The sequence below is a fragment of the Corynebacterium nasorum genome, from assembly GCF_030229765.1.
GTDB classification, from domain to species: domain Bacteria; phylum Actinomycetota; class Actinomycetes; order Mycobacteriales; family Mycobacteriaceae; genus Corynebacterium; species Corynebacterium kefirresidentii.
In genome coordinates this window covers 49,358-72,311 of the sequence record NZ_JASPGY010000008.1, presented here as the reverse complement: position 1 = coordinate 72,311, position 22,954 = coordinate 49,358, and the positions used below count along the sequence as shown (strand labels likewise).

The following is a 22,954-nucleotide window of genomic DNA, read 5'->3' as shown; positions in this document are numbered from 1 at the left end:
GACGACTCCTCTCCCCTAGGCCCAGCACGGTGCCTAGGGGATTTTTCTGTCTTTACCCGGCTACGTGTTGGGTAGGTCGCATTCAACCGATTGTTTTAGGCGGCACACAGGCCTACTGCTAACGTTGCCGTTATTCAAAGGTTTGCATTAGAAAAGGAGTCCGCCCATGGATACGTGGGAACCCACCCTGTCGACCGGCCCACTGCTGGGCATTGCGGTGGCCGCCATCGCCGTAATTTTGGTGTTGGTCATCTATTTCAAGCTTCACGCCTTCCTCACACTATTGGTGGTCTCGGCACTCACTGCGCTGGCTGCGGGCATTCCCCTCGACGCAATCGTGCCCACCATGACAGAGAGCTTTAGCTCCACCCTAGGTTCGGTGGCACTGCTCGTCGGCTTGGGCGCCATGATCGGCCGACTGGTGGAGGCTTCCGGTGGCGCTAAATCGCTTGCCGACGCCATGGTCCGCCGCTTCGGCGAATCCAAAGCACCCCTTGCGCTCGGCCTAGCGTCGCTCATTATGGGCTTTCCCATTTTCTTCGATGCCGGTCTGATTGTGATGCTGCCGGTCATCTTCGCCGTCGCTCGCCGCTTGAATGGCCCTGTCCTTGCCTTCGGTCTGCCGGCAGCTGGCGCATTCTCCGTTATGCACGTCTACCTGCCGCCGCACCCGGGTCCTGTTGCAGCTAGCGAATTCTACGGCGCCGATATGGGTCTCGTTCTTTTAGTCGGCCTCATCCTTGCCCTGCCCACCTGGTATATCTCCGGCTACCGCTTTGGCCTGCTCTCCGGTAAGAAATTCCCCATCACGGTAACCGATGCCATCGCCGGTCCCCTCCTCGCGGAGGACGAGCAACCTCACAAACCCGCCTCTGCCGCCACGGTGATTTCCATCCTGCTCATCCCCATGGTGCTCATCTTCTTTAACACCGGTCTCAATGCTTTGGCGTCCTACGGCACCATCGACGCCGACGCCGCGTGGGTACGGTTCTTTGTCATGCTGGGCCAGACCCCCATTGCCCTGCTGATTACCCTCCTCGTCGCGCTCGTGGTCTTGGGCCTGCGCCGTGGCGTAGAAAAGACCGCGTTGGAAAAGCTTGTCGATTCCTCCCTCGGCCCCATCTGCTCGGTCGTGCTTATCACCGGTGCCGGCGGCATGTTCGGTGGCGTGTTGCGTACCTCCGGGATTGGCGATGCGCTTGCTGATTCTCTTTCCGGCCTCGGCATCCCCGTCATCCTGGCGTGCTACCTCATCGCCGTGGCACTGCGCCTGGCCCAGGGCTCGGCGACCGTTGCGCTAACTACGGCCGCCGCCCTCATGGTCCCAGCCGTGGAAGCTGGTGGCTTCAACGAACTACAGCTCGCCCTAATCGTTGTTGCAACCGCTGCCGGTTCCGTCTTTGGCTCCCATGTCAATGACTCCGGATTCTGGCTCGTCGGCCGCCTCATGGGCATGGACACCATGACCACGCTTAAGACCTGGACTGTCAACCAGGTGCTCATCTCTGTTATCGGCTTCGCCCTAGTACTGGTCATGTACGGCGCCGCAGCTGCTTTCTAGCGCCGACTTTAAGCTCCCGTCTTAATCCATGCTGCGGCATCGCCCGCAATTTCCGACGCCGGCCGTGTCACATCAAAGACCCGGCCGGTTTCGTCATTTTCCAGCGGCTCCAAGGTATCGAACTGCGATTGCAAGAGCGATGCCGGCATAAAGTGTCCCGGCCGATGCTGCATGCGCTCATACAGCACATCAAAGTCCCCGTGCACGTGGACAAACACCACGCCCGGGCAATACTCGCGAATCAAATCCCGGTATTTCCGCTTCAACGCGCTACAACCCACCATCGCGCCTTCCGGCCTATCCGCCAACCACTGACCAATCTGTTTCAGCCACGGCTCTCGGTCCGCATCATTGAGCGGTATCCCCGCCGCCATCTTGTCGATATTGGCCTGCGGGTGCATATCATCACCATCGCGATACTCCAGCCCAACCAGCGGCGAGAGCGCTTCCCCCACCGTTGTCTTGCCCGAGCCTGATACTCCCATGACAACGACGTGGCGAAAAGGGTGCTGCTTCATGGTGGCTCCTTGGGTTAGTGGTGTCCCTTCCGAGTCTAGGCGTGACCTCGAATGCATTTAAAACCACTAGGGCACATTGTATGGAGCTAGTGAAGACCGTCTTCCGAAGAACAATGTTCCTTAAGACATCGGATTAGAGTGAAAAGTAGTAGTCCTTCAACGCCTTGGCCATCAATCTACGACGCTCTACCAGGAAGCTTTCGAAGTTCTCGACTGTCACCTCAAAAAGGCTTTCGGGAACTGCGTTTTCTTCGAATGACTTCCGAAGCTCAGCTTCTGTAACAATTTCTCCGAGTGTGGGCTCACCATTAGCGATTTGAGTCTTCACCTCACCCAAATACTCCGCGGGTAGACGGTTACCGATGCGGATATTAACGGCTGTTTCCGTCATCGCGTAATTCGCAACTTGGTTGTATTCACGTTTGTCATTCACACCATTTTTCCGCAAGTAGTCCTTCGGAACGAGATGATGAATGTCTCCTTGAATTTCGATCATATCGTGCACACTGAAGTGCTTGGACAAGAAAGCCTGTGCCTTCGCCTTCACCTGGGCTGCCAAAAATGAACGGAACTGTGGGTTATTGATACTCGAGGTTTCCAAACGTTGAGGTAAGCCGAAGTCCCAAAACGCATCAGTGAGGTCGCTCTGCTCAATTTCTTGCAGAGCGACCTTAGCGCCATGCCGAGCAATTCGAGCTAGATCTCGTTCAAACCCACTCTCAAAACTTCCAGAAGCTCGTCCGGTGAGAAGCATCATTACCAGCCACCGGCGTACTACGGAGCTAACTTCCGAGTCAGAACACTTGTCTTCCCTCATGATTAGGAAAAGAGCGTACGCGAAGTTCACTGCATTGACGGAGCTAAAGAGCTTGTTACTCACAAATCCCGCAGATTTAACGACCGTAAGAAACTTCTTGAAGTTATATTCGTTTACTGTGCGGAGTAACGCATCCTCGAATTTGTCATACGCCACAGGGATACGTTCTGGGTCGAACTTACGAGTTTCTGGGTCTAAGCCGCTGAGCTCACGAACCACATAACTAATTTGTCCGCGCCGGAAGGCAACCATTGATGCAACACGAATCAGATCGACATAAGTAGGATCGTACAAATCTTCTGAGTCATTCTTGAGCCAAGAAATCTTGGACCAAAATTTAGTCTTCACGAACTCAGTATCTCGTTCGAGTTCCTCAAACGACTGTGGACTGACAGCCAGATGCGCAAAATAGTCAATAGTCTTGCGCAAGTTCCGCCCCTGCTCCCCCTGCGCACTGATCTTGCTCATAACAAAGTCCGAACTGCTCAACGGGACGCCCTTGGAGTTAATGCGCACAAAGATTTCGGTGACAGTTTCAATATCGAGCTCATCGCTAAGAGAAATAATGCCGATCTGGGCATTTTTGATCCCCATTAATTGCTGCAAGTTCTTACCTACAATGCGCCGATCCGCTTCTGGGTTCTTCAACAAGTAGTCATCGAGGGCTTCAAAAACATCGTCACCCCTGAGGAACTCGTGAATATCGTAAATCCATTCAGGTGAGCGCAACAGGAATGGTGTTGCAGTCGCGAACTCCTCAGATTGAGGATTAAAGCTGATAATTACTCGCTTTTTCTCAAAGTTCTTGTTGATAACTGGTTCACCGGCTACCGCTGCTCGCAATGCCGTGGTCCTCTGTTGCCCATCAATAAGAATCTGTTGGTAGCCTGCATTGCCACCACCTTTCACAGGAGCCGCTTGAGACTGCCAGGTAATAAGATACCCGACAGGAAAACCTCGATAGAGGGAATCCATCAGGTCTCTGACTTTCTTACTGGTCCATACAAATGGCCTTTGCATTTCAGGGATAGCAATGTTGTTGCTTTCAATCCAGCCAAGAATGACACTCACCGTTTGCTGGTTTACTGTGTACTTGTTCAAAAGAAAACTCCAAAATCCGCTTCAAATGGCAGAGATGCCTGCCACTACAGCTCTGCATTAACGCGGGATCGGGACAGAGAACTTACCTGTATAAGAATAACCTGTGGCCCTAAGAAAATTTTTAAGCCTCCCGATATGATTCAACTTTCGTCAGAGAGTACCGGTAAATATTCGAGTATCGTGCAGAGGCAAATTAGAGCCACGTTATGGCCTGGAACTGGAGGTTCAGGGGCCATAACGTGGCTGAAAGTTGAATGGCTTGAGGGGCGAAGGTGGCCTAGGCGAGGTTTTTGAGGGCGTCGGTAACCAGGCGCCAGAAACCGGCGTGGTCGAGGGTGGTGGCGACTTGGGTGTGGCAGGAGGCGTCGGCAGGCTCGCGGAGATCGGTGACAGTCATGCCAGTGGTAAGGGCGCCGGCAAGCTCGACGTGGACAGGTGCCTTGCGGGTCTGGACGATGTCCGGATCGATGAGATAGGCGATGGTGCACGGGTCGTGGACCGGCGGGTTATCAAAGCCTTGGTTGGCCTGGTAGGCCTTGCGGAAGAAGCCGAAAAGGCCGACGACGAACTCCGAGACTGGGGTCTCCAAAGCCTTGATTTCTGCTTCGACCTCCAGGGTGGCAAGCGCCTGGTGGGTGAGGTCGAGACCAACCATGGTGACGGGCCAAGGCTCTTCAAAGACGATGTGGGCGGCCTCAGGATCGATCTTGATATTGAACTCGGCGACTGGGGACCAATTGCCTTCGTGATAGCCGCCGCCCATGAGGACTACTTCCTTGACGCGCTCGACGATGCGCGGCTCCTTGCGCGCGGCCATCGCAATATTAGTTAGCGGCCCAGTAGGCACGAGGGTGATGGTGCCGGGCTCGTGAGACATGATGGTGTCGATGATGAAGTCGATGGCGTGGGCGTCGGCAAGCGCGGTGCTTGGGTCCGGAAGTTGGACGCCTTCCACGTCCATGCCGGTGGAGCCGTGGATAGCCTCGGCAACCTCGACGGGGCGCACGAGTGGGCGGTCGCAGCCGGCATAAACGGGAATCTCCGGGTGACCAGCGATTTCCTTGACCACCAGGGCATTATGGGAGACCTTATCCAAGGTCTGGTTGCCGCCCACGGTGGTAATTCCCAGCAGCTCGATGGTGGGGTTGCCCATGGCTAGAAGCAGGGCCACCGCGTCATCGTGGCCGGGGTCGCAGTCCAGAATGATTTTTCGCGTCATGCCACGAGCCTACTTTCGGGCGTTGACGGCCGCCACGGTGTCACCGATGGACTCCGGTCGTGGAATGCGGAAGGACAAAGCTAGGGCTGCAAGCAGAATGATGACGCCGGCAATCATGCCCGCGCGGTAACCATGCTCGAAAGACCCGGAAACCGCGAACAGCACTGCAAAGGACAGGCCCGCGCCCAGGTTGAAGGCGCCGGCGTTCATACCGGGCAGATAGCCCTGGTTATCGGCCGGCGAGAGCACAATTCCTAAGCCATTGAGCATGATATTGGCAATGCCCGCGTAGGTCACGCCCAGGAAAATAGAGACGAGAAGCAGGGCCCACGCGTTCGGAGCACCCACTACGAAAATAGAGATAATCAGGCCGACGACGGTGCCTACGAGGCCGGTTTGCAGGACGTACTTATAGCCCAACTTGGAGGCCATCCAGCCGGCAATCGGGCCGAAGACTAAGCCGGCGAGGGCGTACGGGGTAAGTGTGACCCAAGAAATGGTGCTGGCAGAAATTCCGGCGCCGGCGTCTGCATCCTGGCCAAGGTTAGGGATAAGGCCATTCATCACGGCAAAGACACCGGTCATGGTGAGCAGCGTGGTAGAAAGCAGTGCCCACGTGCGGCGTTGTTTGAGGTAGGCCACCGGTACGAGCGGATCGGCGACCTTCTTCTCCACATTCCAGAAGGCCCAGAAGCCGGCGGCACCGATGAGGAGAAGGATGATGACGAGGAACCAATTGGCCTCAGCAAGCTTGCCGGCTTCGTTGAACGCAGTGAGAACGCAACCCAGCGCCACCGCCAGAGGTAGAACTCCTGCCCAATCCATGCGCGGGGTTTCGGCGGCCGTGGACTCCTTGGTAAATACCTGCACCGCTACTACTGCAATGGCGCACAGAACTGCCATGGTCCAAAAGACCGAGCGGTAGCCAAAGTTGCCTGCCAGCCAGCCGCCGGCCAGCGCATCCACGCCGGCAATACCACCGTTTACCGAGGTCACAATTCCCAGCAACAGGGCGTACTGCTGTTCATTGAGTACCTGCTGGCGCAGCATAATCAGGCACAGTGGGACCGTAGGACCTGCCACGCCTTGAATGATGCGGCCAATAAGCAACACAGCGACGTTCGGCGCAATAGCTGATACCACGCACCCCAGCGCAGCTACCGCCATCATGCCAACGAGGATCTTCCTGCGTCCGATGAGGTCACCCCAGCGCGGCAGAAACAACGAAAATAGTGCCGCGGCCGTAAAGAATGCCGTTTGTGTCAGGCCGATCTGCGCGGTGGTGGCGCCTAGCTCGTCTTCCATCGTCGCCAAGGCTGGCGAAAGCATCGATGCATTGAGCTGGAAGGCAAACACCGCCGTAAGCAGTGCGAACATCAACGGGATATAGGAGCTGGGCTGGAGCTTTGGGGGCTCGGAGGTGATGGAAGTCATGGCTTTAAATGTAGTTGATGAATCCTGCGCTCCAGATATTTTCTCATTGTCTACTATCCATAGATTATGAAAACTCTCTCCTACTTCGTCGCTTTCATAACGGTGATGCTTTCTTTGGCTTCCTGTTCCTCTCCGGATTCGCAGCCGGCAGGAGCAACCGCAACTAGTTCCTCCAGCACGGCCAATAGTTCAACTATCAACTCTAGTTCCACAAGCTCTGCGCCCGAGCCGTCCTCTTCGGAGCCGCAACCGACAGCGGAAGCTGAGCCTTCGCTTGCCGACGCTCCCCTAGCGAACACCACCGAATCCACCTCAGAACCCACCCTGACCGAGTGCGTTTATGGCGGCGGTAGTTGGACCACCAACGGTTTGTACAGCGATGGAACTATCCGCTGGGCGCAAGAATGCCAAAACCTCCGCGACGAGCAAATGGCAAAATACCCCTACCGGTGCCCACAAACAGATCATTACGTCTCCGATCCGTCTCAGTGCTCCTCCCCGGTAGGCAACGGGACTGGCGGCTCAGATTCGGATTATGATCCCAGCATCCCGGCTTATATGACACGTTCCGCTGAGGTTGAGCAGATGCGCGCTGAAAACCAGAAGTGGTGGTTTAACTGCCAGGCAGAACATTCGGCTGAGTACTGCCGCGAGAACGATCCTTGGAGTCCATAGATTTCATGCTGATTTAACCAGCGATTCACCACGGCTACTTAGGCTCGAAAAGTTCCTTTTAAACCTTTTGTGGAGCTTTGTATGCCTTATTCAAATAGTCGTTCTTCTTTCAATCGTCGCAACTTCCTGCAGATTGCAGGCGTGTCGGCCGTGGCGGTGGCTGCGGGTATTAGTGCACCGGCAAAGGCGGGTGCGCAGTCGAGCCTGAGCTCATGGGGATCGTCACGAGGTGGTGATCTGCCGCAGGATTCGGAGCTTTTTGGCCTAGGCGTAGCGGCGGGTACGCCGCGGCACGATTCGATGATCTTGTGGACCCGCCTAGCCCCAGAACCGCTGGCCGAGGATGGTCACGGCGGCATGACCGGTGGCGATGTCCGCGTGGGTTGGGAAGTTGCGAAGGATGAGGGGTTTGGGGACGTCGTCAAGCAGGGCGAGGCCTTAGCCCAACGCGAGCTGGCACACTCGGTACATCCGCAGGTCACTGGACTGGAGCCGGCAACTGAGTATTTTTATCGCTTCCGCGTGGATGGCAAGGTAAGCCCAGTAGGTCGGTTTAAAACTCTGCCCGCACCCGGCGCGAAGGTGGATGATTTCACCTTCACCGTAGCTTCGTGTCAAGCGTGGTATCACGGCTATTTCACCCCGTGGAAGCATATTGCGCAGGAGCCGGATCTGGATATGACCATTTTCGTGGGCGACTATATCTACGAATACGGCATTGTGGAAGGAGATAATTTGTGGCGCCAGGGCGCAAGCGTGCCCGATGTTTTCAAGGCAAAGGTGGAGACTCTGGAGCAATATCGCCTGCGCTACTCGCTCTTCAAATCTGATGAGCACCTGCAGGCCGCGCATGCGCGCGCCGCGATGGCGATTGTGTGGGATGACCATGAAGTAGAAAATAACTACGCCGGCAATTGGTCCGAGATTGGCACCAAGGCCGAGCACTTCCTCTACCAGCGCGCAGCTGCCTACCGTGCCTTTTATGAGAATCTTCCGGTCGCCCCGCCCGCGCTTCCCGAAGGCCCCAATAACCGCATTTATGATTCCTTCGACGTGGGCAGGCTAATGCGTTTCAACCTGGTCGATACCCGCCAATACCGCGAGGAATCCGCGGAGGATGCCAGCATCTTGGGCGCGGAACAGGAGCAGTGGCTCAACGATAAGCTCGCCACCTCCCCGGCACAGTGGAACGTGGTGGTCAATAGCGTGGTCGTCGTACCAATCGCCGATAGCACCGACCAATGGGACGGCTTCCCAACAGCGCGCCGCCGCCTTATCGAGTCCCTATCTAAGGTAAGCGATCCCGTTGTCTTTACCGGCGATATTCACCAACACTGCGCTGCCGAGATTCAATCCGAATCGGGCCAGCCCGTCGGCGTGGAATTGGTCGCCACCTCCATTGCTTCCGATGGCGATGGCTTTGCCGGTTCCAAGAGCACCGAGTGGTTGGAAAAGCCATATGTGAAGGCCATGGATAAGCGCCGTGGCTACATCAAAGTGCACGCTACCCGCGAGCACCTCGATTCCGAATTCGTCGTCGTGCCCTGGATTGAGCGCGATGATACCGCCCCGCGCGAGACTGCTTTCTCCTTCCGTACCAATGCCGGCGAGCACACGCTGCGCTCCCTCTAAACCCCGAAAGGACAATTCATCATGGGACTTTTTAGCTCGCTTTCCTCTTCTTCCTCTCGCCACGGTTCTTCCCGCAAACATTCCTCTGACCAAGGGTCCTCTACCCCAGCTCCTACCGCGAGTGCTGCTCCACCGGCCGTAGCTAACATTCAGGCAGAACCGCAGCTCATGGAAAATTACGTCACTTGGGAGCCTGTTTCCTGGGACGTCGTCTTGGATCACTACCGTGTCATCGGCACCGATCCCAATGGTGTAGACGTGCTGTTGGGCAAGACCATCTTCCCCTTTTTCCACCACTCCCGGCGCGACGTCGCCGGTGAAAAGTGGTCCTACTACGTCAAGGTAGTAGATGCTTCCGGTACCGAGTCCGCTCCTTCTGGCAAGGCAACGTCTACCTCCCTGCCTTCGGTTACTGCTGGCCAAGCGCTAGCCACGATTGGTTCCTTTGATCGAAAAGGCACAGAGTTCCAGTACTCGCCAAAGGACTACAAGAAGATCGTCACTGCGCACCCAGACCAGACGATCACCGTTGGACCGGATGCTACGCCTGCCGACGTCCCTTATCTCCTCCCCGGTCCCGGCGATAAATGGGCCGGCAGCAAATCCTACACGCTGAAGTGGACGGTGAAATTGGATAAGCCTGCCTCAAAGGCGGCACTGGCACTGTGGCTCATTGATACCACCAAGCTCGGCGGTGTTCTCGACGTCACGATTAATGACTTTCATAAACAAATAGAGCTCCCGCAAGGCGCAACGCAAGGTTCGCGCCAAGGCGATGCCAGCGGGGAACCGACCCCGCTGCGACCGGCAGCAATCGAGTTTGCTCTCGCCGAAGATACCCTGAAGGAAGGAGAGAACCAGCTCGTCTTCACCCTCCGCGAAGGAGGCTGGCTGGTATGGGATGCACTGGGGATTTTTGCTGGGTAACACCATGCAAGCGGTGCTTTGCCTAGAAACGGGAGATTGTTCACCGATTCCTGATGTACGGTAGTAACATCTGCATTCTTCTAATACATAGTAAACAGCAGAGGACGCCGACGTTGAAAGGACTTAGCTTCCGTTATGGCTACACTTTCTGATCGCCTGCACCGAGCCCAGCAGGATTTTAACGCGGTGATTACCGTCATCCCGTTTGATGAGCACGCGGTGGATGAATCACCCACGCTCATGGGGCAACCGGTGGCGTTCAAGGACATCGTGGATGTGGCATGCGTAGCTACTACCTGCGGCACCAAGGTCAAAGTTGGGCGCGCACCGGTTAAGGATGCACCAGTGGTGCAGCGTTTGACGGCGAAGGGTGCGCTGCCGGTAGCGAAGGCGAACCTGCAGGAGTTTTCCTATGGCATTTTGGGCGATGCCTCGGCCTACGGTCGCGTTATCAACCCACGCGATCCCGAAATCTGCGGCGGTGGTTCGAGCTCTGGTTCTGCCGCTTTGGTGGCTTGCGGCGCGCTGCAGCTTACGGTGGGCTCTGATAGCGCCGGCTCGGTGCGAGTGCCTGCTGCTTGCCAGGGCGTGCTGGGGTTCAAACCCACCTTCGGGCTCATTCCAGTAGAAGGTGTCTTCCCCTTCGCCCCGAGCTTTGATTGCATTGGATTCTTTGCCAGCTCAATTGACCTCATTGAGCAGGCCTTTATTGCTACCGCAGATGAGAAACCGGCCGCGGCGCAGGATGTTTCTGCTCTTGATGTCACGGCACTCAAGGCCAAGGGAGAGCGCTTCGCAGATCTTTTGGCGGCGCTAGAGCACTCGGACTTTAAGCTCGCCGAGGGAGTGGACTTGGAAGACACCATCGCCGCCACGGCCGAGCTCTACGAGCCGATGCGCTTGAAAGAGGTCTATGATGTCCACCGGCCGTTGCTGGACCAGCGCGAAAGGTACCAGGATGTCATTTTGCAGCGAGTGCTGGGCGGAGAAAATATCAGCCAAGAAGATTATGACGCGGCCGCACAGGGCGTGAAAGAGCTGCGCGAAAAGGCTCTTGCCCTGCTTGGCGATGCCCCCATTATTCTTACCCCTACCCTCGATTCCGGCCCCCTCAAGTGGTCCGATATCACCCCGGAGAATACCGCGGAATCGGCCGCGAGCCTGCGACGCTGGACCGAGCCTTTCAATGTGCTTGGATGGCCGGCGATTACGGTGCCGCTGCGCGGCGAAGAGGAAAAAGGCGTGGGTGATGCGGTGCAGGTCGTCGGCAAGCCGGGCGAGGACCTGACCGTGCTGCGCGTTGCCCGTGCTCTACAAGCCCTGCTCTAGGCCTCGGCCAGTACTGTCTTTTCCTGCGTGCGCGGCCGCCAATAGGCGGCTTCTACAGCGCTAAGCTCCTTGAAATGCGCTGAGGTGAGCTCATCCATTGCGTGGATATAGCCAGGAACCTCCTCGCGCGGCAGGCGCAATCCCATGGTCAGATGCGGGGTCCACCGCGGCCCGCGGCCGTCCGGATTGGCGGCACTGATTTTTCGCGCGGCAATTTCTAGCTCGTCGGTCGTTTCTAGTAGCCAAGCCACCGTCTGCTTGCGCTTGGTGCCGAAAATGACGTTTCCTACCCGCCGGAAATCTGCCGGTATGACAGGCGGCAGCAGCTGCGCCGCTAAATCCACGACCTCTGGCTGCATGTGCGGTGAAAAGGTCACAGTAATGTGCGGGCGTTGATGTTGGACGGGAAAGCCGCGCTGGGCAAGGCCGGCAAAGATTTCGCGTACTTGGTCTTCCTGCTTTTGCGGCAGGTAGAGCAAGATATTATCCGGCGATGCTTTACTCACGGCGTGGCGTCCTTTTCTGCGGTCGGGTGCTTCCAGCGTACCGGCGCATTAGATGACAATCCCCTATTGTGCCAACGCAAACGTTTGCCGTTTAATAAGACTCATGAGCACTTCAGAATCATCGCCCCTCATCCTCGCCATCACGGCGTGTCCGACGGGCATCGCGCATACCTATATGGCGGCCGAGAACCTTGAGGCCGCAGCCCAAGAACTGGGCTACCGCATCAAGATTGAAACTCACGGTTCTATCGGCGTCGAAGGAACCTTTAGCAAGCAAGATATCGAAGACGCCGATGCCATTGTCATTGGTGCCGATACTGTAATTTCCAAAGACCGCTTCCATGGCAAACGCCTCGAGGCCACCGGCGTGGACGAGGCCATCAAACACCCAAAGGAACTATTAAGCAGGTCCTTAAGTGCTGCGCGCTGGGAAGGCTCCGCAGACAACAAGGAAGAAGAAGCGCCCCGCAAAAAGAGTATTGGCCAGACCTTGTACAAAGCGCTGATGAACGGCGTCTCGCACATGATCCCGTTCGTGGTTACCGGCGGTTTGCTCATTGCGGTAGCCCTCTCTATCGGTGGCACCCCAACGCCTGAGGGCATGGCGATTCCAGAAGATAGCTTCTGGAACACGGTCAATGAACTCGGCTCTCTGGCGTTTTCACTGATGGTTCCAGTTCTCTCCGGTTACATCGCTGTGGGCATCGCGGACCGACCGGGCCTTGCGCCTGGCCTAATCACTGGCCTCATCGCCACCACCGGATCACTATATGGGTCTGAAACGGGTGCCGGCTTCTTGGGCGGCATTGTCACCGGTATCTTGTCGGGTTATGTGGCCCTGGCCATTAAGAAGATTCCAGTGCACAAATTCATTGCACCGATCTGGCCCATCATTGTCATCCCGATTTTCACCACCCTCATCGTGGGGCTTATCTTTATCTTGCTCATTGGCGCACCGGTCTCGGCTGCGTTCGAAACAATGACTGAGTACCTCGCCGGCATGCAGGGATCCTCCGTCATCGTGTTGGGCCTCATCCTTGGCGCCATGATTGCCTTCGACATGGGTGGTCCCTTCAATAAGACAGCCTTCCTCTTTGGCGGCGGCATGATCGCGGCTGGCAACGCGGCGCCGATGGGCATGGCGGCCTGCGCCATTGCTGTGCCACCTCTTGCCGTGGGCGTAGCGACGCTTCTGCGTCGCCGCTGGTTTAACAAAGCGGAAAATGATGCCGGCATCGCGGCATTGTTCATGGGATTCTTCGGCATTACTGAGGGCGCTATTCCGCTCGCTGCCGCACGCCCATTGCAAGTTATTCCCGCCAATGTTGCTGGTGGTGCCGTAGCCGGTGCACTTGCCGGAGCATTTGGCGCGCAAGACCACGTAATGCACGGCGGGCCAATCGTCGCGGTGCTCGGCGCCGTAGACAATGTCGTAGGTTTCTTTATCGCCATGCTCGCCGGCATCGCGGTCTGCGCGGGCCTTATCCTTCTGCTAGTGGGGTTGACGCAGCGCAAGGATAAACCGCTGGTAGCCGTGGACACGATCAGTCTGGATAAGGACTTGGGCTCTTCCAGCGAAGAGGTCATTCGTTCCCTAGTGAAGCTCACCTCTCCGCGAATGTCCGATGCGGAAGCGGTCGCTAGCGCCGCATTGCAGCGCGAATCTACCCGTTCCACCGGTGTGGGACACGGCGTAGCCATTCCTCACGCGCGGTCTGCCGGGGTAAAGGTACCCACCCTTGCCTTCGCCCGCCTACCCCAAGGTGTCACGTGGGCCGAGGGCGAGGACCCAACCACCCTCGCCTTCCTTATCGCCGTTCCCGACGATGCCGGAAAGCAGCATCTCAAGCTATTATCCAAGCTCGCACGCAACATCATGAAGGAAGACTTCCGCGCCCAACTCCACGGAGCACGGAACCGGAAGGAAGCCGCCGACATCATTTCCTCGGTCCTTTCGCCCGCCCCCTCTACTAACAAGGCGGCCGCGACCAACCAGGCTTAAAAAGCCTTACTTTTGCGAGCGCTCAGCGATTTCTCCGCTGGGCGCTCTTTTTATGTCTAAACAGCGCGAAGATACCGCGATTCTGCTGCCCCCCACGAACGGGGCAATGCGCCTAAAAGGCTCAGGCGAGACTATGTGCCGACATGGTGGAATCTCATAAATCTTATGACAACCAGAAACCACAAGGTTCTTCATAGGCTCTAGCAAGAAACCGGCCAGTTTCGCCGGTGGCTGGCTTAAAACTAGGGCCTTATACCTTAAATCAACCTCATTTCTCCGGGAACCTGAGATATGGATTGAAAATTACCCCCGTGAGGCGAGGCGTTCAACGCCGTCACTGAGGGATTTTAGGGGTTTCCTAGCTCAAATCGAGAAATAACTAAGAAGTAATTAGTTTTCCGGCAAATCATCTTTAGGAATCCTAATAATTGCTGGCCAGTTGGCTTTTACCCTGTGGTAATTGATTAAATTTTAAGTGAAGAGGAACGGAAATTCGCCGTAAACACCCCGCGATTCCCACCCTTGTGATACCCGCTAGGTTCCAGCAGAAAGGCACCGCTTATGTTTACCCCCAAAGTTCACTCCTGCGCCAAGAAGTTCGTCGCTCCTACACTTGCGGCAGCCGTCGCCCTCGGCGTTGGCGTAGCTCCTGCAGAGGCATCGAGCTCCTTGAGCAGCTTCGGTGGCGTGAACCTTCCGGTACCTTCCGCCAATCTTCCCGTTGCTCCGGGTGCCGCTGCAAAACCGGTCGCTCCAGCTTCCAGCCGCGTCCAGAACATCATCAACTACACCAACGACCACCGCAAGGCACACGGCTTGCGCCCGGTTCGCGCCAACGGTGCGCTCAATGGTCTAGCCCAGGATTGGGCCAATCAGCTGGTTCGCGCCGATAAGCTCAGCCACCGCCCGCAGCACTGGAATTACTACCCGGCCAATATCCCGGCCGGCGGTGAGAACGTGCTGCAGGCATGGAGCGACTACTCCGATGCGCAGCTAGTAAAGCTCTGGTACGAGTCCCCAGGCCACCGCAAGATCATGCTGGACCCACGCGCCAAGACCATCGGCGTTGGCGTTGCCATCAACGCTGAAGGCAAGCTCTACGCCGTCCAGAACTACGGCCGCTAAAGATTTATAAAGCTAGAGCCTAGGGACTCTTGGACTCTAGCGAGCTATGCCGCCCCGTCTCGGCTTCCTTCTCTGAGACGGGGCGGTTCCCGTATATGGGTGGGGGTGCGCACGCGGGTAAATGAAAAGTAACCGCCTTCACAAATGTCAGTGGCGAGGGTTACACTTAATGACATTCGAATTGTTCAACAATCTTAAGGACGGTGTTGAATGTCCTCGCTCCATATCGATCTCAATGCGGATTTGGGAGAAACCACTGCGGGCAATCCGGTCGCAGATGACGCGGCGATGCTGGAAATGGTGTCCTCCGCAAACGTGGCCACCGGCTTCCATGCGGGCGACCCGCACTCGATTGCCGGCACGCTCAAGGAGGCAGCAGAAGCAGGCGTGACCGTAGGCGCGCACGTAGGTTATAACGACGCCGCAGGTTTCGGCCGGCGTTTTATCGATTACAACCCGGACGAGCTAGCAGACGAGGTGACCTACCAAATTGGCGCGCTCGACGCTTTGGCCCGCGCCAATGGCACCAAGGTTTCCTATGTGAAGCCGCACGGTGCGATGTATAACGCAATCGTGAAAGATGAGGCGCAAGCAGAAGCCGTCATCAAGGGTATTAAGGCCTTTGGAGACTTGCCGGTGATGTTGCTGCCAGGGGGTGTAGCGGTGGACGTCGCCAAGCGCAGCGGGCTTACCGTCATCCGTGAGGCCTTTGCGGACCGCAACTACAACCCCGATGGCACGCTAGTCTCGCGCAAGGAAGCCAATGCGGTGCTAGGCAGTGCCGATGAGGTGGTGCAGCGAGTACTGGAGGTAGCACAAACCGGGTCGATTACGGCCGTGGATGGCACGAAGTTAGAGGTGGATGCGCAATCCGTATGCACCCACGGCGATTCGCCCGGCGCGGTGAAGCTGCTGCGCGGCGTGGTGGAGCGCCTGCGGGAAGAAGGCATCGAGATTCGGAGCTTTATCTAATGCACATTAATTTTGTGGGCACGCGCGCGCTGCTCATTGACCTGGATGGATTAAACCAGGTGATGGATTGGCACGCGGCGCTTTCTGCCAAGCCATTGAAGAATCAGGTGGACTGCATCGCGGCCGCCACCACCCTACTGCTGACGTTTGAAGCACCGGATTCGGCGCGTGATGCGGCCGAATTCCTGCAGGACTTCTCCCCCGCCGCCGCGACTGCTGCGGAGGCCCGCACGGTAGAAATCGATGTGCTCTATGACGGCGAGGATGTCGACGAGGCCGCGGACCTGCTGGGTCTTTCGCGCGAGGCACTCATTAGTTGGCATACCTCCACCGAGTGGACCGCGGCCTTTGGTGGCTTTGCCCCGGGATTTACCTACTGCGCACCTTCAGATCCGTCCCAGGCCCGCGCGGTGCCGCGCCGCTCCAATCCCCGTACCGCGGTGCCGGCCGGTGCTGTGGGTATCGCGGGTGAGTTTTCTGCGGTGTACCCGCGCGTCTCCCCAGGCGGCTGGCAGCTGCTGGGCACTACCAATACGCCGATGTGGGATTCCAATGCGAACCCACCAGCCTTGGTACAGCCGGGTGACCGCGTGCGCTACCGCAGCGTGGATAAGCTGCCGGAGCTTGTTGATCACTCTGCCCGCTCGAAACGCGCCCCTGCCCGCTTGCCGCGCATGGAAGTTATCGATGCCGGCCTACTCACCCTCTACCAAGACTTGGGGCGCCCCGGCGTGGGCGACCTTGGTGTGACCCCATCGGGCGCCGCGGACCGCGCCGCCGCCGCTACCGCCAATGTGGCCGTGGGCAACCCGCGCGGGGCAACGGTGCTGGAAAATATCGGCGGAATCAAGCTCCACGCGCTCACCGATACCGTCATTTGCGTCACCGGCGCGACCGCCCGTGTACGCCTCGGTGAGATGCCGGTTCACCTCGCCCGCCCCGTGCTGGTCACGGCTGGGCAAACCGTCACCGTAGACCCCGCAACGGTAGGCATGCGCAATTACGTGGCTATTCGCGGCGGCATCATCGCCGAGTCCGAGCTCGGCTCCGCGGCCACCGACGTCCTTTCTGGCCTTGGCCCGGACCCGGTCACCACCGGCGATGTCATCGGCGTGCTGCCGCGCTCTACCGGCATGACCGATGCCCAGCTTTCCAACCCACTGCGCGTGCGCGAAAGCTCCGATGGCAAAACTCGCGCTACCTTGCGCTGCGTGCTCGGTCCCCGCGATGACTGGTTTGGCGATAATGTCTCCGCCTTCCTGGATACCGAGTGGACCGTCACCTCAGATTCCAACCGCGTGGGCCTGCGCCTCGATGGCGATGAGCCAATTGAGCGCGTTAAAGACGGCGAGCTTCCGTCTGAGGGCATGGTCGCCGGCTCCATCCAAATCCCACCGAATGGCAAACCCGTAGTCTTCCTGCGCGATCACGCTGTGACCGGCGGTTACCCCGTCATTGCCACTGTGTTGGAAGAAGATATCGATATTGCCGCGCAGCTGCCACCCGGCGCACGCGTGAACTTTGAACTCGTAGCACCTCAAGCCTTGAACACTGGAGATAAAAATGCAGATTAAAACCGTCCTCATTGCTAACCGCGGCGAGATTGCCGTGCGTATCGCCCGCGTCGCCCGCGACCTAGGCATTAAGTCCATCGCCATTTACTCCGAAGCAGATGCGGGTGCTTTGCATACCCAGGTAGCAGATGAAGCTTATGCGCTGCCGGGCAATACGGCTGCCGATACCTACATGAACGTACCCGCGCTGCTTGATATCGCGGTGCGTGCCGGCGCTGATGCTATTCACCCAGGCTATGGCTTTTTGTCCGAAAACGCCGACTTTGCCCGCACGGTGACTGAAGCCGGAATGATTTGGATTGGCCCTTCGCCCGAGCATATTGAGTTACTCGGTGACAAGATTGCTGCCCGCCGCGTGGCCGAAGAGGTCGGCGCGCCACTGGCGCCGGGTACTTCTGATCCCATCGATGATTGGCAAGAAGCCCGCACCTTTGCCGAAGAGCACGGTCTGCCCATTGCCATCAAGGCCGCTTATGGTGGCGGCGGACGTGGCTTGAAGGTCGTGGACAACATGGAAGAAATCGAGGGCGCGTTCAACTCCGCTGGCCGCGAGGCCATGGAGGCTTTCGGCCGCGCCGAGTGCTACGTTGAAAAATTCCTCACCCACCCGCGCCACGTCGAGGCCCAGGTGCTGGCCGATACGCACGGCAATGTCCGCGTGCTCGGCACCCGCGATTGCTCCACCCAGCGCCGCTTCCAAAAGCTCATTGAGGAAGCCCCAGCACCCGCGCTTTCCGACGCCCAGCGCACCGGCATCATCGAAGGCGCCCGCTCCATTTGCGCCAAGGTGGGCTATGTCGGTGCCGGCACTGTCGAGTACATCGTCTCCGAAGACGGCACCATATCCTTCCTCGAGGTCAATACCCGCGTCCAGGTCGAGCACCCCGTTACCGAGGCGGTCACCGGTACCGATATCATCGCTGAGCAATTCCGCATCGCGGCCGGCGAGCCGCTGTCCTTCGATGAGGATCCACAATCCCACGGCCATGCTTTTGAGTTCCGCATCAACGCCGAAGACATCCTCAATGGCTTCGCTCCGTGCCCTGGCACCATTGTCTCCTTCGAGCCGCCGACCGGCCCGGGCATCCGCGTGGATTCCGCGGTACGCTCTGGCTCCATCATCCCGCCGTATTATGACTCCCTGATCGCCAAGCTGGTGGTATGGGGCCCGACCCGCGAGATCGCCTTGGCCCGCGCCCGCTTTGCCCTGCGCGAATTCACCGTTACCGGCGTGCGCACCGTGCTGCCGTTCCACCGCGACATGATGGACGAGCCTGCGCTCATCGGTACCGCTGCCCCAGCAGAGGATGCCGCTGCAGCGGGGGCTTCCGAGATTGGTGTCTTTACTGACTGGGTTGACCACAACTACCGCCCATCTGCCGCCAACCAGGTGGAAAAGGTCGAAGCCATCTACACCCAGCGCCGCAATGTTGCCGTGGAGATCGATGGCAAGCTGGTCAACGTTGGCGTTCCAGTAGACTTCCTTGCCGCACCGGGCGCCGCCTCGGCCGGCGGCTCTGCATCCACAGCACCATCTTCGGCTGGTGCGCAGTCCACCGATGACAACGCGGTCACCTCCCCATTCGAGGCCAACCTCGTGGCTTGGAATGTTGCAGACGGCGATACCGTAGCCGAAGGTGACGCCATCGCCACCGTAGAGGCCATGAAGATGGAATCTGCTATTAAGGCGCCGCGCGGCGGCACCATCAAGCTCTTGGCTGCTGAGGGAGACCGTCTGGATTCCTCGAAGGTTATAGCGACCATCGATTAATGCTCGTCTAGTGGTTGTGCACCCCATATTCAATGTGAGGTGCACAACTTTTTAGTACAGTTGTGAGCATGCTTTCCCAGTCTGTCGCCTCCGCGTTGCGCGAAGCCATTTCCGCAGGCGAATTCCAGCCCGGCGAGCGCCTCAGCGAGGTCAAGGCAGCCGAACGCTTCAACTGCTCGCGCAATACCCTGCGTGAGTCCTTCACAAGGCTCGCCGCGGAGCGCATTGTCGAGCGCATCCCCAACCGGGGTGTCTTCCTCGCAATGCCAGATGCAGACTATATCCGTGATCTCTTCGCCGCCCGCGCAGCCATCGAACCGGCGGCGGTGCGTTGGGGCGCTTTTGCCGACGCCCCCTCACTCGTCACCCTCACTTCCTCTGCCTTCGACTACGCGGCGCGCGGCGAGCACCAGGAAGTCTCCGCCATCAATCAGCGCTTCCACCGCACGCTGGTGGCCGCGCTAGGCTCCCCCACCCTGAATGAGCAGATGGATAATCTACTCGCCCGCATGCGGCTTACCTTCCTCTTGGCCATCCCGCGCTACCCGCAACTACATGCGGACCATATTCAAGGAAATATCACCTTGGCCACGCTCATCGCAGATGGAAAACGGGATGAGGCTGCCACGCTTACGTATGACAGCCTCATGAATACGTGCGGCAAGATCCTCGCCGTGCTCGAGGATTAAGGAATGAGAAAATCTTGATCGCGGGCATTTGTCACTAACATTTGCCCCGGCGCGTGCGTGATAGCCAGGCGCGGCTTGGATTCCATCACGATGGCTTGTGGGGTGACACCACAGGCCCAAAAGACCGGTAGGCAGCCGTCTGTTACTTCTACCGGCTCGCCAAAGTCTGGACACGAGAGATCCGCAATGCCGATGGCCGCTGGGTCACCTACGTGCACTGGGGCGCCATGAACCGAGGGGTAGCGGGAGGTAATGCGCACGGCATCGGAGACTTGTGCGGCCGGGATAGGCCGCATGGACACCACCATGGGACCGGAAAAGACCCCGGCCGGGGTGGTAGGAATCGAGGTCTTGAACATCGGCACATTGCGCTGCTGGGCAATGTGCGCGACCTCTATGCCGTTATCCTGCAGGGCAGTTTCAAAGGTAAAGGAGCAGCCGATAAGGAAGCTGACCATGTCTGGGGTGTAGTACGAGGTGGCGTCGCCAAGCGTGGCACTGTGCTCACCGTTTTCAAAGACGCGGTAGGCGGGGATATCGGTGCGGATATCTCCACCTGGAAGTAGCTCGGAGGTGTACTGCCCCGCCTCTAGCACGCCCACAATTGGGCACGGCTTGGGGTTGCGCTGGGCAAAAAGCAAGAAATCGAAGGCGTATTCCTGCGGCACCGCCAGCAGATTAGCCTGCATAAAGCCACGGGCATGGCCAGCGGTGGTGGCCATTTCATGGGTGCGCGCATACTCGCGCACCTGCTCCGGGGTCCGCATTAAGCCCATAGTTCGGTGATGCCGGAAAAGGCCTTGAAACCAATAAAGATGGTCAGTACCCACGCCAAGGCGCCAATGACCAGAAGCCACTTGGGGTACTTATAACCATGCAAAAGGTCGCGGCGGCGCCAGGCCACCCACATCACGAGGGCAAAGCCAATGGGCAGGATAAGGCCGTTGATGGCACCAGCGAAGATGAGCAGCTTCTGCGGAGCGGAGTTAATGGCCACGAAGACCACCGTGCACACCACAATGAAGACTATGGTGAGGATATTACGGGTGCGCGTCGAGGTCTCCTGGGAGGTCACAAAGGACACCGAGGTATAGGCCGCACCGATAACGGAGGACAAACCGGCAGCGAAGAGGACTACGCCGAAGGCACGCAGGCCGAACTCGCCAGCGGCATGGTAGAACGCATCGGCCGCGGTGTTGTCATCGGAAAGCGCCACCCCAGTGGCTACCACGCCGAGCACCGCCAAGAAGAGGAGCATGCGCATGATGCCGGTTACCACGATGCCGCTGACCGAGGTATAGGTAATGTTCTTGACGTTTTCCACGCCGGTGTGGCCAGAATCAATGAGTCGGTGCGCGCCGGCAAAAGTGATATAGCCGCCCACGGTGCCACCGATGATGGTGGTAATGACGAAGAAGTCAATCTCGCCTGGCGCGACGGTATTCTTTAGTGCCTCGCCCACCGGTGGTTGGCTGACCACCGCGACGTAGAGCATGAGCAGGATCATGACCGCACCGAGGACGGCAACAAGGCGGTCAAGTGCCATGCCGGCTTTGCGGGAGAGGAAGATAAAGACGGCGATAGCTGCGGCGATGACGCCGCCGATGCGCGCATCGATGCCCAGCATCGCGTTGATACCGAGGCCCGAACCGGCGATATTGCCAATATTGAAGACCGCGCCGCCGATAAAAACGAATACGGCGAGGACCCAGCCCAGGCCGGGGAGAACGGTATTACCCAAGGTATTTGCGCGCATGCCGCTTACACACAGCACTCGCCACACATTGAGCTGGATGGCAATGTCAACGAGGATGGACAGCATAATCGCAAACGCGAAAGAAGCCCCCATCTGCACGGTAAAGACCGAGGTCTGGGTCAAAAATCCCGGACCGATAGCGGAGGTGGCCATGAGGAACATGGCACCGGCCATGGCGCCGAGGCCCTTTGGCGGGGTCTTGTCCTCCGCCCGCGCCGGAGTGGCGTGTGATGTCTCAGCACTCACTAGATTTTACCTTTCGTGATGCAGGTCGCATTAAATTTGTGATGCGCATCATCTTAAGGGTTGCTATGCCTTTTGTTCAACAACTTTTATGCTTTGTGGGGTGGCGCGGGGGTGATCTAGGCTACTTTCCTGCCGCGTTTTCCCAAGTGGCTAGCAATTATCCGCAATGCCTCGTCCGACGCTTTCACCTCGCTGGAACCAAAGCGCAGCACCACGTATCCGCGGTTTTCTAGCGCTCGCTGCCTTTTTATCTGCTGCTTGACCACGTGGACGGGCTCCTTGCCGTAGGTACCGTCATATTTGGCATCGCCATCGACCTCGACCACCAGCCAGCCATCGAGACAGAGATCCGCCCGATACTTCCCGAGCAGCGGTTTCTGCGGCTCAATTTTCACCTGCGGGAAACGCTCGATAATGAGGGCTCGCAGATAGGACTCATAGGGCGATTCCGATCCGCCATACGCGTGCTCGATAACCTTACGCATGGCTGCTTGTCCCCTAGTGCGCTGCATTCTTGCCAGTTCTTCGCGCAAGTCATAGGTGGTGACGCCGTGTTGCCTGAGAGCAGAATCGGTAGCTACCAGGCCATCTGGGAAGCCGTGTAGCCGGGCGATTTCGAGGCAGGTGCGGGCGGGATGCGTGGTGCGCACACCTGCTACCGTCACCGTGGATTCCTGGAGGGACTTTACCCGGCGGTACCGATAGCCCTTCGCGGTGAGCCTGCGTGGGGGAACGCTTCCCGAAGGCACCGCTAACTCCACCTCCTCCCCTTTCCTGGAAATTACCCACATTCCCCACAGCCGCGCGGCCGATTTACTGATGAGGACGGCGCGGTGGGTGCTCCACCCGGCAGCGACTACTTTGGCGAATTGTTGTTTATGGCGCACCCATTGCCTCCAGGTGGCCGTGGGAACGGCGACCCAGGGCGCTATCTGGGTGAGCTCACCGCACTGGAGGGCTAAGTGGTGCGGACTTTCGGCTCCGGCGTAACGAAGGTTGATGAAGTGATCTGTAATCATGGTTTCATCTTCACTGCTGGAGGGGCGGAGCACGCGTTATGGGGCTCAGGAAGGTGAACTTCCGAGAACCTTCAGTGAGAG

At 58.1% G+C, this 22,954-nt stretch carries 19 protein-coding genes; 11 read left to right on the top strand and 8 right to left on the bottom strand.

Going from position 1 to position 22,954, the window contains the following annotated elements; genetic code table 11:
- The first annotated feature begins 166 nt into the window (after window positions 1-166).
- The gene (locus tag QP904_RS09295; RefSeq protein ID WP_284835955.1) at window positions 167-1,561 is read left to right on the top strand and encodes a GntP family permease; all 1,395 of its coding nucleotides are present in this window, start codon (window positions 167-169) and stop codon (window positions 1,559-1,561) included.
- An 8-nt stretch (window positions 1,562-1,569) separates the two neighbouring features.
- On the opposite strand, the gene QP904_RS09290 is transcribed toward QP904_RS09295, so the two are convergent.
- From QP904_RS09290 to uriT, 4 genes are all read right to left on the bottom strand, one after another.
- Window positions 1,570-2,079 (bottom strand): gluconokinase, encoded by a 510-nt coding sequence (locus QP904_RS09290; protein WP_284835954.1) that lies wholly within the window; start codon window positions 2,077-2,079, stop codon window positions 1,570-1,572.
- 133 nt (window positions 2,080-2,212) lie between these two features.
- A complete protein-coding gene (locus tag QP904_RS09285) occupies window positions 2,213-3,967 on the bottom strand; it encodes a GmrSD restriction endonuclease domain-containing protein (protein ID WP_284835953.1) in 1,755 nt (584 codons plus the stop codon).
- Between the two features lie 307 nt (window positions 3,968-4,274).
- A complete protein-coding gene (gene uriH, locus QP904_RS09280) occupies window positions 4,275-5,216 on the bottom strand; it encodes a uridine-preferring nucleoside hydrolase UriH (RefSeq protein ID WP_239205966.1) in 942 nt (313 codons plus the stop codon).
- 9 nt (window positions 5,217-5,225) lie between these two features.
- Complete coding sequence (uriT, locus tag QP904_RS09275; RefSeq protein ID WP_259824913.1) at window positions 5,226-6,650, bottom strand: uridine transporter UriT; 1,425 nt, start codon at window positions 6,648-6,650, stop codon at window positions 5,226-5,228.
- 66 nt (window positions 6,651-6,716) lie between these two features.
- On the opposite strand from uriT, the gene QP904_RS09270 reads away from it, so the two are divergent.
- The 4 genes from QP904_RS09270 to QP904_RS09255 all read left to right on the top strand — a co-directional run bounded on the left by QP904_RS09270 (window position 6,717) and on the right by QP904_RS09255 (window position 11,213).
- Window positions 6,717-7,325 (top strand): hypothetical protein, encoded by a 609-nt coding sequence (locus QP904_RS09270; RefSeq protein WP_259824914.1) that lies wholly within the window; start codon window positions 6,717-6,719, stop codon window positions 7,323-7,325.
- Between the two features lie 81 nt (window positions 7,326-7,406).
- Window positions 7,407-8,957, top strand: a complete 1,551-nt coding sequence (locus tag QP904_RS09265; protein ID WP_259824916.1) for an alkaline phosphatase D family protein — start codon at window positions 7,407-7,409, stop codon at window positions 8,955-8,957.
- A gap of 21 nt (window positions 8,958-8,978) precedes the next feature.
- Window positions 8,979-9,884, top strand: coding sequence for a polysaccharide lyase family protein (locus tag QP904_RS09260; protein ID WP_200288127.1), 906 nt, complete (start codon window positions 8,979-8,981; stop codon window positions 9,882-9,884).
- Between the two features lie 135 nt (window positions 9,885-10,019).
- Entirely contained in the window at window positions 10,020-11,213 is a 1,194-nt protein-coding gene (locus QP904_RS09255; RefSeq protein ID WP_200288128.1) for an amidase, read from the top strand.
- Here the strand turns inward: QP904_RS09255 and QP904_RS09250 are convergent.
- A complete protein-coding gene (locus QP904_RS09250) occupies window positions 11,210-11,719 on the bottom strand; it encodes a 2'-5' RNA ligase family protein (RefSeq protein ID WP_200288129.1) in 510 nt (169 codons plus the stop codon). The genes QP904_RS09255 and QP904_RS09250 overlap by 4 nt on opposite strands.
- A gap of 103 nt (window positions 11,720-11,822) precedes the next feature.
- Here QP904_RS09250 and QP904_RS09245 point away from each other — a divergent pair, with 103 nt between their 5' ends.
- From QP904_RS09245 to QP904_RS09220, 6 genes are all read left to right on the top strand, one after another.
- The gene (locus QP904_RS09245; protein WP_284835952.1) at window positions 11,823-13,721 is read left to right on the top strand and encodes a fructose-specific PTS transporter subunit EIIC; all 1,899 of its coding nucleotides are present in this window, start codon (window positions 11,823-11,825) and stop codon (window positions 13,719-13,721) included.
- A gap of 561 nt (window positions 13,722-14,282) precedes the next feature.
- Entirely contained in the window at window positions 14,283-14,846 is a 564-nt protein-coding gene (locus QP904_RS09240; RefSeq protein WP_284835951.1) for a CAP domain-containing protein, read from the top strand.
- Window positions 14,847-15,056: 210 nt separating this feature from the next.
- Window positions 15,057-15,818, top strand: coding sequence for a LamB/YcsF family protein (locus tag QP904_RS09235; protein ID WP_284835950.1), 762 nt, complete (start codon window positions 15,057-15,059; stop codon window positions 15,816-15,818).
- Window positions 15,818-17,392, top strand: coding sequence for a 5-oxoprolinase subunit B/C family protein (locus QP904_RS09230; RefSeq protein WP_284835949.1), 1,575 nt, complete (start codon window positions 15,818-15,820; stop codon window positions 17,390-17,392). Before QP904_RS09235 ends, QP904_RS09230 begins: the two co-directional genes overlap by 1 nt.
- Window positions 17,382-19,163, top strand: a complete 1,782-nt coding sequence (locus QP904_RS09225; RefSeq protein WP_248099724.1) for an acetyl/propionyl/methylcrotonyl-CoA carboxylase subunit alpha — start codon at window positions 17,382-17,384, stop codon at window positions 19,161-19,163. The genes QP904_RS09230 and QP904_RS09225 overlap by 11 nt, the downstream gene beginning before the upstream one ends.
- A 68-nt stretch (window positions 19,164-19,231) precedes the next feature.
- Window positions 19,232-19,852, top strand: coding sequence for a GntR family transcriptional regulator (locus QP904_RS09220; protein WP_239206261.1), 621 nt, complete (start codon window positions 19,232-19,234; stop codon window positions 19,850-19,852).
- On the opposite strand, the gene QP904_RS09215 is transcribed toward QP904_RS09220, so the two are convergent.
- From QP904_RS09215 to QP904_RS09205, 3 genes are all read right to left on the bottom strand, one after another.
- Complete coding sequence (locus QP904_RS09215) at window positions 19,849-20,628, bottom strand: putative hydro-lyase (RefSeq protein WP_374048524.1); 780 nt, start codon at window positions 20,626-20,628, stop codon at window positions 19,849-19,851. The two genes, QP904_RS09220 and QP904_RS09215, sit on opposite strands and share 4 nt — an antisense overlap.
- A complete protein-coding gene (locus QP904_RS09210) occupies window positions 20,619-21,782 on the bottom strand; it encodes an NRAMP family divalent metal transporter (RefSeq protein WP_034656254.1) in 1,164 nt (387 codons plus the stop codon). The genes QP904_RS09215 and QP904_RS09210 overlap by 10 nt, the downstream gene beginning before the upstream one ends.
- 188 nt (window positions 21,783-21,970) lie before the next feature.
- The gene (locus QP904_RS09205) at window positions 21,971-22,873 is read right to left on the bottom strand and encodes an endonuclease domain-containing protein (protein WP_023020727.1); all 903 of its coding nucleotides are present in this window, start codon (window positions 22,871-22,873) and stop codon (window positions 21,971-21,973) included.
- Window positions 22,874-22,954: the final 81 nt, after the last annotated feature.